Source organism: Arthrobacter sp. NPDC056727, from assembly GCF_042790555.1.
In the GTDB taxonomy this organism is placed as follows: Bacteria; Actinomycetota; Actinomycetes; order Actinomycetales; family Micrococcaceae; genus Arthrobacter.
Genome location: NZ_JBHTZA010000004.1, coordinates 245,138 through 257,537, shown reverse-complemented (window position 1 = coordinate 257,537; position 12,400 = coordinate 245,138). Strand labels below are relative to the sequence as shown.

The following is a 12,400-nucleotide window of genomic DNA, read 5'->3' as shown; positions in this document are numbered from 1 at the left end:
ACTGGAGGTGCAGTGGCAATCTTTACGGACCCCATCAGGGAGCACGCTGATTTCGGGCCGGGGGATGCCGAGTGGCTGCACCTCCTGGTGGGCGACTGGCAGATGGTGGCCGATCTCGCGTTTGCCGACCTTGCCCTGTGGTTCCCGCACCCGGAGCACGGCTATGTTGCCCTGGCCCACGTCCGGCCCTCCACGACGCATACGGTGTTCCATGCCGACTTCGTCGGGGAGGGCATCCGGTCGGACCTGCAGCCGCTGGTGGATAAGGCATGGGAGAGCCGCACCATTGAGCGGTCCAGTGAAACGAACTGGAGCAGCGATATGGCGCTGCGGGTCGAAGCCGTCCCGATGGTCCGCAACGGCCGGACGCTGGCCGTGGTCACCTCGCACATGGACCTGTCCAGTTCGCGGATGCCGTCCAGGCTGGAGCTGACGTATCGCCAGTGCGCCTATGATCTGCTGCGCATGGGCACGCTGGGTCTTTGGCCGGACTTCGCCTCGCCGACCGGTTCCCGCCGCGGTGCTCCGCGCGTAGGCGACGGCCTGATCCGCCTCGATGCCGAGGGCATCGTGCAGTATGCCAGCCCGAACGGCGTCTCGGCGTTCCGGCGCCTCGGCGACGGCGAATCCCTCGAAGGCCGCTCGCTGGCCGAGGTCACGGCCGGGCTGCTGAAGGACCGCCGCATGGTGGATGAGACACTGCCGCTCGTTGTCACCGGGCGGATGCCGTGGCGCAGTGAGATCGAATCCCGTGGCGTGAGCCTGTCGCTGCGCGCGATTCCGCTCCGCGACGAAGGGCAGCGGTTCGGTGCGCTGGTCCTGTGCCGCGACGTGTCTGAACTGCGGCGCCGCGAGATGGAGCTGGTCACGAAGGACGCCACGATCCGTGAAATCCACCACCGGGTCAAGAACAACCTGCAGACCGTTGCCGCGCTGCTGCGCATGCAGTCCCGCCGGATGGTCAGCGACGAAGCAAAGCAGGGGCTGGAACAGGCAATGCGGCGCGTGGCAACGATTGCCCTCGTCCACGAGACGCTCTCCCAGGGGTTGGCACAAAGCGTCGACTTCGATGAACTCATCGGACGCCAGTTCCGCCTTTCCGCAGAAGTGGCCTCGCCGTCCCAGCAGGTCCGGACGCAGCGGTCGGGTTTGTTCGGTGAGCTCCCCAGCGACTTCGCAACCCCGCTGGCGCTGGTGATCAACGAACTCGTGACGAACGCTGTCGAGCACGGACTGGAGGGACGCACCGGCACGGTGTGGCTGCTCGCCGACCGTTCGGCCAACGAGGACGGCGAGGAGCTGCTCACCGTCACTGTGGCGGACGACGGCGTCGGCCTGCCGGAAACGCCGCATGTGGAGGGCCTCGGGCTGCAGATTGTCCGGACCCTGGTCACGAGCGAACTGGGCGGCACCATCCAGTGGAAGCCCCGCGAGGGCGGCGGCACTGCTGTGCAGATTGTGCTGAGCCTGGCAAGCCGCTGACATGAAAAAGGCTGCGGCCGCGGACCAGGGGTCCGCGGCCGCAGCCTTTTAATAGCTGTGGCGCCTATTTCCTGCTGTGGCTCGCGTCAGGAAGCGCGGCGGGCCCGGGCTGCGCGGCGCTTCAGCGCACGGCGCTCGTCCTCGCTCATGCCGCCCCACACGCCGGCATCCTGGCCGGATTCCAAGGCCCACTGCAGGCAGGTGTCAACGACCGGACACCGGCGGCAGACGCTCTTAGCTTCTTCGATCTGCAGCAGTGCCGGGCCGGTGTTGCCCACCGGGAAAAACAGCTCCGGGTCTTTGTCGAGGCAGGCCGCGCGGTTACGCCAATCCATGCTGATCAGTCACTCCATTCCTGGGAAGTCAATACCCTTTGTGAAAATATTCACTAGGGCTTACATAGGAAAGGGGCCCTGCAGGGCCCCCTTGGTCATCTGGATCAAGCGTTTCATGTTAACGCTGTGTAAACAAGGGGTAGTGGACCACGAAATCCCCAAGAAACGTGAGCGATGCATCACATCGGGGGTGCATCCCGCCGCGTGTCGACTATGTCGGGTAGTGTGCCAGTGTGTCAAGAGCCCCGAAAGACCCGTCCGAGCCGTTCTCCGATGCCGGAGACCGTGGGACCCCGGAGGACCAGGACCCAGCCGGAACGGAATCTCTGAGCCACGTCCGTCCCCGCGCCGTTGCTGTGATCTCCGGGATTGTGGCGGCCGAGGCCACGGCGCTGCTGGGGGCAGCCGCCTGGTATGGATTCCAGCTGGTCAGCGGCGCGCCTGTCATGTCGTTTTGGGGTGCCGTCTTCACGCTCGGCCTGCTGCTGGCTTTTGCGTCGTGGCTGTACGCCGTTGCTGTGTTCCTGTTCCGGGGCTTCCGCTGGCCGCGCGCGGGGGCGCTCGTGGCGCAGCTGTTCGTGCTGACCATTGGCTTCCCCACGCTCACGGGCGGATTCCCGGTGGCCGGCGCCGCCATGCTGATTCCGGCCGCAACGGCCATCGTCCTGCTATTCGACAAACGTGTGATTCGCTTCGCCTCCCGGGCCGCTTCCGCTCCGCCGGCGCTCTGACGGGCCCGGCACCTCGAGGCCCCGGCACCGGAAGGCCCCGGCCCCGCTGAGCCTGTGGCACTCTGCCGCCCGCCAGCGCCCCGGCGCCTGGTACACGGTGCCTCACCCTGCTGCTTCGCCGTGCGGCGGGATGCCCGCCAGTGTGGTGAGATCTTCGGCCACGGCCAGCTGAACGGGCAGTGCTCTACCGTCCGCCACGAGCAGGGCACGTCCCGGCGGTGGATGGGAATCCGGCTCAATCCGCAGTCCGAAGAGGTCCCCATCCAGCGGACCGCGGGGCGCAATGAGGATGCCCTTGCCGCCGCCGCGGGCGGCCAGCGCGAGGGGGACGCGCTGCACCAGTGACTGGCTGAACGCTGCTGAGAAAATTACCGGCCAGCCGCGGCCGTTCAGATCCGCGAGGTGCTGGTGTGAGGTGGCAGGCAGCAGGTCGGCGTCATCGACCAGGAGTATCGCGTCCCTGGGCAGGCGTCCTTCCACGGCATCTCGGTGAACGCCGGTCCAAAAGTTGGCGGGGCCCGGTTCCGGACCGGGCCGCAGCCACCCGGACACCCACGGGTTGAGTGCCGGCAGGGACGCCAGGAATGATGACTTGCCCGAACCGGCGCCGCCCAGCACGGCGAGGACAGCGCCGCCCGGGAGGCGCACTGCGGCAGGGGCGGGTTCGTCCCCGCCCATGCCGACGACCAGGTTCCGGGCGGCTGTGCGTGCGGGTGCCGCCGCGGGGTCTGGTGCAGGCACAGGGGCGTTTGAACCTGACCCGGTTCCGGGCATTTGGGAAAGTCCGGGCATCCGGGACAGCACGTCAGCCACAGAGAGCCGCACGGGGAGCGGATCCACGCGGAAGGGCTTTACCCGGACCGGCCCTTGCAGCCCTTCGCCGGGCGTCGCGGCTCCGCCAGGGCCTGCGCGTCCAATTCCCGGGGTGAGAAGCTGGCAGACAACCTGGCGCCCGGCGGCCAGCGGGCCGGATGCGACGGCGCGGCCCGGAACCGGCGGCAGGAGGGGCACCGTTGGCCATGCCAGCCTGCTCTCGGCGCTGGCACCCCGCGGACAGTAGATCCGGTTGGGGATGGCCGGAAAGAACCGCGACGTCACGAGGTCGCGGTCGCCGGAGATCACGACGGTAATTCCTGCAGGGCGGCCATCCCGGACGATGTCCTGGACATGGTCTTCGGCGCGGGTCAGGGGACCTGAGCGAAGAGCCGACAGCCAGGAGCCCCAGCCTGAAATGGCAAGTACCAGCGCCGGACCCGAGGCTGCCGGGAGCCTGCTGAGCCGCCGGGACATTTCGGCCGCCAGGCGCTCCAGTACGCGCACGCCGCGGCGGAGGTCGTGGAGGCCCACAAAGGAACCCGTGCGTTGGGCGCCCGCCAGTCCCGCCAGGGATCCGTCCGCATCGAGGACATAGAGGTGGCACTCCGTGGGATGGGCCAGGAGTTGTTGCATTGCAGTGGACATGGTGGAGGCGGCATCACAGGATCCTCCGCCGATCAGGGCCAGATGCCCGTCAGTTCCGGGCCGCCAGGTGAGGCAGGCGAGCCGCTGCTCGTCGGTCAGGTCCAGCAGGCCCAGTCCAACAGCCCAGTCCCCGGCCGCTCCTGGCACCGGGCCGCCAGGGGGCACGGCGTCAGGGGCCGTGCCTTCCGCGGTAAGTATGGCCACGTCAGCAGGATCCGTCAGGACGTCCGGCAACATCGGAGCGACAGGCCGGCGCGGCGCGGAACCGCCCATCCCGGCCCACACGGAGGCAGCCAGGGCCACCACAGGCCTGGCGACGTCCGAGGGAGTGGCCGGCGCAGCGCTGCTTCCGTCGTCAGAAGGCAGCATGGCCAGCGCCTTGACGGTCTCGAGCACCGTGACCTGGCCAGAAGCGGGGTCATTGGCGGCAAGTGACGCCGACTGGAACTCCTCGGCCGCTTCGGCGCCGCTGGCAAGGTAGGCGCGGCCGGGCCGGGTGACGGGTATGGCCGAGGCCTCGCTCGTGCCGATCACATCGGCCGACTCGTGCGCTGACTGCACACGCAGGGCGATGCTGGTTGTGACGTTGGCGCGGATGTCCGACGTGAGAGCCCCTTGTGGGCGCTGGGTTGCCATGACCAGGTGGATACCCAAGGACCGGCCTATGGCTGCAATCCTCATCAGCTCGGTCAGGGTCTCCGGAGCGTCCTCGACCAGCATCCGGAACTCGTCAATGATGAGGACCAGCTGGGGGAGCGGCGGCCCGCCGGCCGGGGCCAGCCTGTACGCGGCCAGATCCGGGGCGCCGGCGGTGGCGAGCAGCTGTTCGCGCCTGCGGACTTCGGCCCGCAGTGACGCAATTGTGCGCTCCAGCTGGGTGCTGGCAAGGTCCGTCAGCATGCCGACGCAGTGCGGGATGGCAGCCAGCGGACTGAGTCCGGACCCGCCCTTGAAGTCGAAGAAGAGGACATTGACGCGGTCCGGCGGATAGCAGAGGGCGAGCCCGGCGGTCATGGTGCGAAGCAGTTCCGACTTCCCGGAACCTGTGGTGCCGGCCACGAGGACGTGCGGACCGTCTGTCTCGAGGTCGAGGATGCGCACCCCCTGGGCCGTACGGCCCAGGGGGATACTGAGTCCCGGCGTCAGCCTGCCTGCCGCCCAGCGCGTGGCGGTCGCAGAGGCCGACACGTCAAGGAGGTCGCCGAGCCCGCAGCGTGCGGGCACGGCATGCCGGTTGGCCGGGACGTCGGTGAGGGACTGCCCGAAGGTCCGGCTGTAGCGGTCGAACACGCCGGCCGGGACCAGATCGGGAACGAAGCGGTGAGATGCGCCGCGCGCCCGAAGCACGGCCCCGCGCTCGCCGAGTTCAATATCGGTTTCCGCCTGCTGCTGTCCCCCCGCCGGGAGATGGATCACCCGCCAGCCCAGTCCCCGGGCCGTCGCGGCGATGCCGGTCTCTCCGGTGCCGTCTTCCGTACTGCCGAAAAGCAGCAGAATGCGTGCCGCGCCCTTCCCGCCGGACGTCTCCGTCAGTGCCGCCATGGTGTCCGGGATCCTTGAGTGGAGCGAGACGCAGGGGAGAAACCGGGCGGCCAGCGGCAGCGCGGAAGCCGGCCCGTGAATCACGATCCGGGTGCCCCTGGCCAGCGGATACGCCGTGAGCTGCATGAGGAACGAGCGGACCAGACCGTGAACCTCCGGCTCCGGCCCGCGGACGGAAACCACCGCGAGGCCCGGATCAAGGAGCAGCGGCACGGCACCGAGCCTCGGGGCTTTGAAGCCCGGCCGGTCCGGCTCAAGGCGGATGTTGGCCAGCTGATCAGCCAGGCCGAGGCGGAGCCAGACACCGGACGCAGGGCCCGGCCCTTCCGTAGACGCTGCCGCCTCCCGTGCGGCGGGCAGGCCGTTGCCGGCAGGGATCAGGGCGGGAAACGCGGCGCCCAGCGCAAGGTCAGCAGCGGACGGTGCGGACCGCCGTCGTCGGTCCTGATCCTGCGCAGCTGCCGCGGCGATTGCCGATTTGAGTTCACGGCGCTGCCGGGCGCCTGAGAGCAAGGGGACAAGGAGGGTCACCGCCGACACTGCCGTGAGCGCCAGGAACATCCATGATCCCGTGACCAGGGCCAGTCCCACACCGATGATCACCGGAAGAATCGCCCCGAGAGCCAGCACGGTTCTCCCCGCGGGCGCGGCCGGACCCGATACGGTCAGGGGTTCGGCCACGGGGCTCCCGGCAAGCGCAAGGCCACCGTCCGGTGTCCCCGGCGCCGCCGCCAGCACGATCGACATGGAGGAATTGCCGCAGCGGATGCGGGAACCGATCGCCACAGTTGTTTTTGACACGCGTTTGCCATCAACCTCGGTGCCGTTGATGCTGCCAAGGTCCACCAGCGTCAGGGCTGTGTCCGAGACCTCAATGCTGGCGTGCTCGCGGGACAGGTCGGCATCCGGAATGGTCAGTTCGACGTTGGTCCGGCCGATCCGGTAGCTTCCCCGGCGCAGCCGAAGAACGGAACCCGCAACGGGTCCGCTGTCCACGGTGAGGAGGACAGCGGCGGCAGGTTCGCCGGCAGTTCCCGGCCCGGAGGCAGGAAAGGCGGCGTGGCCGTCCACCAGGACAGCCCCATTGACCAGGGGCGCGCGGCCGACGGTCAGCCCGCTGAGCGGCTGGCCGGCTACAGTCAGCCCGCCAGTCTGGAAGCTGCGCGCGACCTCTGCCTCCAGGTCTGCCCCCGGGCAGCCGTCCGGGGCCGACACCGTCAGCTCCACCGGCCCGGCGGGGAATGCGGGCCGGGGGGAACCGGGCCCGCCGGAACCGGCTCCGGGGGCGCGGACCAGGGTGCATTGCAGCTGCACGGCGATCTCCGATCTTCGGGAAAACCTGGGCACCACGCTAGTGACGGCGCGGCCCGAACGGAGGCCACCAATCCTTCCATGTGGAAAACCCGCCCGCGTCTCCGGACCGCAGAGTCCGGCTGCGCCGACCATGCCGCGGAATCGGCGTAAGGTCCGCTCAGCGGATAGTGTTAAGCAAAACCCGGTGTGGCAGCGTGGCTGCCGCCTGCCAGTCCTGAGAGAAAAGGCTTCTGACTCGTGAAGATTGCTGTAATTGCGTTGGGAAAAATCGGGCTGCCGCTGGCTGTCCAGTTTGCTTCCAAAGGCCATGACGTCGTCGGCGTCGACGTCAACCAGCAGGTCGTGGAGCTGATCAACGCGGGGACCGAGCCGTTTCCGGGCGAAGCCCACCTGCAGGAGAAGCTGGCCGAACTGGTTCCCGCGGGCAGGCTTCGTGCCACCACGGATTACGCCGAGGCTGTTCCGGGCGCGGATGCCGTGGTGCTGGTGGTCCCGCTGTTCGTGGATGCGGATGCCAAGCCTGACTTCGGCTGGATGGACGGCGCAACGGCTGAATTGGCCAAGCACCTGACCCCGGGCACCCTCGTGTCCTATGAAACAACCCTGCCTGTGGGAACCACGCGCACGCGCTGGAAGCCTGCCCTCGAGGCCGGATCCGGGCTGGTTGAAGGGAAGGACTTCCACCTTGTCTTCTCCCCGGAACGGGTGCTGACCGGACGGGTGTTCGAGGATCTCCGCAAGTACCCCAAGCTGGTGGGCGGCCTGTCCGAGGAGGGCGCGGCCAAGGCCGTCGAGTTCTACGAAGCCGTTCTGGACTTCGACGAGCGTGCCGACCTTCGCCGGCCGAACGGCGTGTGGGACCTGGGATCCGCGGAAGCGTCCGAGCTGGCCAAGCTGGCCGAGACCACGTACCGCGATGTGAACATCGGGCTGGCCAACCAGTTCGCCCGGTTCGCCGGTACCGCGGGCATCGATATCTACCAGGTCATCGAGGCTTCCAACTCGCAGCCGTACAGCCACATCCACCAGCCGGGCATCGCCGTCGGCGGTCACTGCATCCCGGTCTACCCGCGCCTGTACCTCTGGAACGACCCCGAAGCGACGGTGGTCCGGGCTGCACGCGCGGCGAACGCTGACATGCCCGATTACACTGTGGGCCTCCTCGAGGGTGCCTACGGCGATCTCACCGATGCCCGCGTGGTGGTGCTGGGCGCCGCGTACCGCGGCGGGGTGAAGGAGACCGCCTTCTCCGGCGTTTTCGACGCCGTGTCCAGCCTCGAGAAGCGCGGCGCCGTGGTAACGGTCCACGATCCGCTCTACACGGATGCCGAACTGGAGAAGCTCGGTTTCACCGCGTACCACGTGGGCGAGCCGGTTGACGCGGCCGTCGTCCAGGCCGACCACGCCGAGTACCGCACGCTGGCCCCGGCTGACCTGCCCGGCATCAAGGCATTCATTGACGGCCGCCGGGTCAGCTCTGCCGAACGGTGGGACGGCGTCGTTTACCGCGTTATCGGCAAGGCCTGAGAGCGCTTCGCGGCAGCCTTCGCCGCTGCGGCAGGCCCGCAGCAGCACTTCTGAGAGGAATTAAAGTATGACGACGACCATTGCTCCGAGCGCCGACGTTTCGGACCAGGCAATCCTCGGCGACGGAACGAAGATCTGGCACCTGGCCCAGGTGCGCGAACAGGCGAACCTCGGCGCGAACTGCATCGTGGGACGCGGCGCCTACGTCGGCACCGGCGTCCAGATCGGCGAGAACACCAAGATCCAGAACTACGCACTGGTGTACGAACCGGCCAAGCTCGGCAAAGGTGTTTTCATCGGTCCGGCCGTGGTTCTGACCAACGACACGTACCCGCGGTCGGTCAGCCCCGACGGCTCGCTCAAAAGCGCCCACGACTGGACGCCGGTGGGCGTCACCATCGAGGACGGCGCCTCGATCGGTGCCCGCGCGGTGTGTGTTGCCCCGCTGACGGTGGGGCGCTGGGCCACGGTGGCGGCGGGCGCGGTCGTCACGAAGGATGTTCCTGCCTTTGCCCTGGTGGCGGGCGTCCCTGCCCGCCGGCTTGGCTGGGTGGGCAAGGCGGGCGAGCCGCTGCGCCAGGAGGGCGGCTTCTGGGTCTGTCCCGCCACCGGCGCCAAATACATTGAAGACGGAAATTCCCTGAAAGAGTCTGAGGAGAACGCATGAGCTACGACTTTATCCCCGCGGCGAAGCCGATCATCGGCGCCGACGAGCGGGCCGCCGTCGACGCCGTTCTGGCCACCGGAATGCTGGCCCAGGGCCAGCAGGTCGCCGAGTTCGAGAAGGAATTCTCCGAGGTTCTCCTCGATGGCCGCTCCTCCGTGGCCGTCAACTCCGGAACCTCCGGACTGCACCTCGGCCTCCTGGCCGCGGGGGTCGGGGCCGGTGATGAAGTCATCGTTCCCTCGTTCACCTTTGCCGCGACCGGCAACTCGGTGGCGCTGGCCGGGGCCACCCCGGTGTTTGCCGACATCGAACTGGACCACTACACCCTGGACGTGGACCATGTCGCCTCGCTGATTACGGACAAGACCAAGGGCATCATGCCGGTGCACCTGTACGGCCACCCGTTCGACGTCGAGGGCCTCGGGAAACTCGCCGCAGAGCGCGGGATCGACCTGTACGAGGACGCCGCCCAGGCCCACGGTGCCAGCTTCAACGGCCAGAAGGTGGGAACGTTCGGCAAGTTCGCGATGTTCAGCCTCTACCCGACGAAGAACATGACCTCCGGCGAGGGCGGCATGGTCTCCACCCCTGACAGCACCGTGGAACGGAACCTGCGCCTGCTGCGGAACCAGGGCATGGAAAAGCAGTACGAAAACGAGCTCGTGGGCTTCAACGCCCGGATGACGGACCTGCACGCCTCCATTGGCCGGGTCCAGCTGAAGAAGGTCCTTGGCTGGACCGAACAGCGCCAGCAGAACGCTGCCTTCCTGACCGCGAACCTCCAGGGCGTCGGCACGCCCAAGGTCGCCGAGGGCGCGTCCCACGTCTACCACCAGTACACGATCCGTGTGCCGGAGGACCGCGACGGACTGGCCAAGGCCCTGCGGGAGGAATACAACATCGGCACCGGCGTGTACTACCCGGTCCCGAACCACCGCCTGCCCTCGTTCAACCGCACCGAGGACCTGCCCAACACGGAAACCGCCGCCCGGGAAGTCCTGTCCCTGCCGGTGCACCCGTCCCTGAGCCAGAACGACCTGGACCGCATCGTCACCGCGGTCAACAAGCTCGTCCAGGCAGGTGCCTGATGGCTAACCTGCGCGTCGGCCTCATTGGCCTGGGGATGATGGGCCGCCACCACGCCCGGGTGGTGCGGGAGCTCGACGGCGTCGACCTGGTCGCGGTCGCCGACTCCTTCGGCGACTCGCACGGCGTCGCGGGCCAGCTGGGCCTCCTGTCCTCGGTGGAGGAACTCATCGCCGCCGGCATCGACATGGCAGTGGTGGCCGTCCCCACGGGCCTGCACGAGGAAGTCGGAATGGCCCTGGCCGAGGCCGGCGTCCACACCCTGGTGGAGAAGCCGATCGCCTCCAGCGCAGAGGCCGGCCAGCGCCTCGTCGACGCGTTCGAAGCCAAGGGCCTCGTTGGCGCCGTCGGCCACATCGAACGGTTCAACCCGGCGCTGCAGTCGCTGCGCAAGCGGATCGAAGCCGGCGAGCTGGGCGATGTCTACCAGATCGCCACCCGGCGCCAGGGCCCCTTCCCGGCCAGGATCGCCGACGTCGGCGTGGTCAAGGACCTCGGCACGCACGACATCGACCTGACCGCCTGGCTGGCACAGAGCCGCTTTGAGTCGATCTTCGCCCGCACCACCACCCGCAGCGGCCGCCCGCACGAGGACATGGTCGCCGCGACCGGACAGCTCGGCAACGGCGTCATCACCAACCACCTGGTCAACTGGCTCTCCCCGATGAAGGAACGCCTCACCATCGTCACCGGTGAAAAGGGCGCCTTCGTGGCCGACACCATCACGGCCGACCTGACGTTCTTCGAGAACGGCACCGTCGCCACCGAATGGGAATCCATGGCCGCGTTCCGTGGCGTCTCCGAAGGCAACGTCACCCGGCTCGCCATCGCCAAGCCGGAGCCGCTGCGGACAGAGCACGAAGCGTTCCGCGACGCCGTCCTCGGACTGCGCAGCGACGTCGTCACCATGCGCGAAGGCCTGGACACGCTCCGCGTGGCCGAGGCCGTGCTGGAGTCCGCCACCAACCGGCAGATCGTGCAGATTGCCGCTTCGTGAGTGACAACAGACCTGTCCGGGTCACCGTGGCAACACGGCTCTTCACGCCGGAAGTGGGTGCGGCCTCGTTCCGGCTGAAAGCCCTCGTGGACGGCCTGGTGGCCGACGGCGCTGACGTCAGCGTCGTGACCACCAGGCCGCCCAAGGGATCGCCGGCGTTCAAGCCCCGGTACAAGGTCTCCCGGTGGCCCGTGCTGCGGGACGCCGGGGGCAACGTGCGCGGCTACGTGCAGTACATGAGCTTTGACGTGCCCGCCTTCTTCCGGCTGGTGTTTTCGCGGGCCGACGTCGTCGTGTCGGAGCCGCCGCCCACCACCGGCGTGGTTGTCGCGCTGACTTCGGCGCTGCGGCGCAGGCCGTTCGTCTACTACGCTGCCGACATCTGGACTGAAGCCTTGTCCGCCACGGACGTGCCCGGCGTCGTCATCAGCGTGATGCGGGCCGCCGAAGGGTTTGCACTGCGCAGGGCGTCGAAGGTTATCGCCATCTCGGACGCCGTGGCACAGAAAGTCGCGCAGTTCGGCGTTCCGCAAAACCGCGTGGCCGTCGTCGGCAACGGGATTGATACGTCGGTGTTCGGCCCAGAGGGGGAGAGCGCCGGGTCCGAGGGACCGTACTTCGTGTACACGGGAACAATGTCCGAATGGCAGGGTGCCGACATCTTCATCCGTGCACTGCCCGCTGTGCTCGCCGAGCACCCCCGCGCCGGCATTCGGTTCTTCGGGCAGGGCGCCGACGAGCCCCACCTCAGGGAGCTTGCGGAGCAGACAGTGCCCGGCCGGGTGACTTTCGGCGGAGTCATTCCCCCTGCCGACGCGGCCCGCTGGATCCGCGGCGCAGCCGCGGCCCTGGTCAGCATCAAACCCGGCCAGGGTTACGACTTTGCCAAGCCCACCAAAATCTACGCTGCCGCCGGCTGCGGGACGCCGGTGGTCTTCGCCGGAACGGGGGAGGGCGCCGCGCTGGTCTCCGGCAACGGACTCGGCGAAGCCGCCAGCTACGACGTGGACAGCGTCGCCGCCGCCATGTGCCGAGTGGCGGCCGCTGAACACTCCGGCACTGCGGACGGCCGGGACGCCCGGGCCGGTTGGGTGCAGCAGAACGCCTCGCTGGCAACGTCAGGGCAGCATGCCGCCGCCGAAGTGCTGTCCACCGTTCCGTCCAGGGCTTAGTTTGAACGGCCGGGCGGCCCTGCGGCAGCCGCCCCGGAATGCGGGACGCTTTTTAACTTCGGGTAGTCTAGACCCGGCAGATAGGG

At 68.4% G+C, this 12,400-nt stretch carries 9 protein-coding genes; 7 read left to right on the top strand and 2 right to left on the bottom strand.

Annotated elements, in window-relative coordinates:
- The first annotated feature begins 12 nt into the window (after window positions 1-12).
- Complete coding sequence (locus tag ACFRAH_RS06120; RefSeq protein WP_377990006.1) at window positions 13-1,482, top strand: sensor histidine kinase; 1,470 nt, start codon at window positions 13-15, stop codon at window positions 1,480-1,482.
- Window positions 1,483-1,568: 86 nt separating this feature from the next.
- Here ACFRAH_RS06120 and ACFRAH_RS06115 read toward each other — a convergent pair whose 3' ends face one another.
- Window positions 1,569-1,817, bottom strand: a complete 249-nt coding sequence (locus ACFRAH_RS06115) for a WhiB family transcriptional regulator (protein ID WP_003804966.1) — start codon at window positions 1,815-1,817, stop codon at window positions 1,569-1,571.
- Window positions 1,818-2,050: 233 nt separating this feature from the next.
- Here ACFRAH_RS06115 and ACFRAH_RS06110 point away from each other — a divergent pair, with 233 nt between their 5' ends.
- The gene (locus ACFRAH_RS06110) at window positions 2,051-2,548 is read left to right on the top strand and encodes a hypothetical protein (protein WP_377990005.1); all 498 of its coding nucleotides are present in this window, start codon (window positions 2,051-2,053) and stop codon (window positions 2,546-2,548) included.
- 102 nt (window positions 2,549-2,650) lie between these two features.
- Here the strand turns inward: ACFRAH_RS06110 and ACFRAH_RS06105 are convergent, their stop codons facing one another.
- Window positions 2,651-6,865 (bottom strand): FtsK/SpoIIIE domain-containing protein, encoded by a 4,215-nt coding sequence (locus ACFRAH_RS06105; RefSeq protein WP_377990004.1) that lies wholly within the window; start codon window positions 6,863-6,865, stop codon window positions 2,651-2,653.
- A gap of 237 nt (window positions 6,866-7,102) precedes the next feature.
- Between ACFRAH_RS06105 and ACFRAH_RS06100 the strand changes: the two genes are divergently transcribed.
- The 5 genes from ACFRAH_RS06100 to ACFRAH_RS06080 all read left to right on the top strand — a co-directional run bounded on the left by ACFRAH_RS06100 (window position 7,103) and on the right by ACFRAH_RS06080 (window position 12,314).
- Window positions 7,103-8,392: a nucleotide sugar dehydrogenase gene (locus ACFRAH_RS06100; RefSeq protein ID WP_377990003.1), complete on the top strand. Its 1,290-nt coding sequence runs from the start codon at window positions 7,103-7,105 to the stop codon at window positions 8,390-8,392.
- A gap of 67 nt (window positions 8,393-8,459) precedes the next feature.
- Window positions 8,460-9,059 (top strand): acyltransferase, encoded by a 600-nt coding sequence (locus ACFRAH_RS06095; protein ID WP_377990002.1) that lies wholly within the window; start codon window positions 8,460-8,462, stop codon window positions 9,057-9,059.
- Window positions 9,056-10,147 carry a DegT/DnrJ/EryC1/StrS family aminotransferase gene (locus ACFRAH_RS06090; RefSeq protein WP_377990001.1) on the top strand — a complete coding sequence of 364 codons (1,092 nt, stop codon included), beginning with the start codon at window positions 9,056-9,058 and terminating at the stop codon, window positions 10,145-10,147. The genes ACFRAH_RS06095 and ACFRAH_RS06090 overlap by 4 nt, the downstream gene beginning before the upstream one ends.
- The gene (locus ACFRAH_RS06085) at window positions 10,147-11,142 is read left to right on the top strand and encodes a Gfo/Idh/MocA family oxidoreductase (RefSeq protein WP_377990000.1); all 996 of its coding nucleotides are present in this window, start codon (window positions 10,147-10,149) and stop codon (window positions 11,140-11,142) included. Before ACFRAH_RS06090 ends, ACFRAH_RS06085 begins: the two co-directional genes overlap by 1 nt.
- Complete coding sequence (locus ACFRAH_RS06080) at window positions 11,139-12,314, top strand: glycosyltransferase family 4 protein (protein ID WP_377989999.1); 1,176 nt, start codon at window positions 11,139-11,141, stop codon at window positions 12,312-12,314. The genes ACFRAH_RS06085 and ACFRAH_RS06080 overlap by 4 nt, the downstream gene beginning before the upstream one ends.
- Window positions 12,315-12,400: the final 86 nt, after the last annotated feature.

Excerpts from the sequence above, each read along its gene's own strand:
- ACFRAH_RS06085 (WP_377990000.1), top strand. The coding sequence starts at position 10,147 with ATGGCTAACCTGCGCGTCGGCCTCATTGGCCTGGGGATGATGGGCCGC.
- ACFRAH_RS06095 (WP_377990002.1), top strand. The coding sequence starts at position 8,460 with ATGACGACGACCATTGCTCCGAGCGCCGACGTTTCGGACCAGGCAATC.
- ACFRAH_RS06115 (WP_003804966.1), bottom strand. The coding sequence starts at position 1,817 with ATGGATTGGCGTAACCGCGCGGCCTGCCTCGACAAAGACCCGGAGCTG.
- ACFRAH_RS06090 (WP_377990001.1), top strand. The coding sequence starts at position 9,056 with ATGAGCTACGACTTTATCCCCGCGGCGAAGCCGATCATCGGCGCCGAC.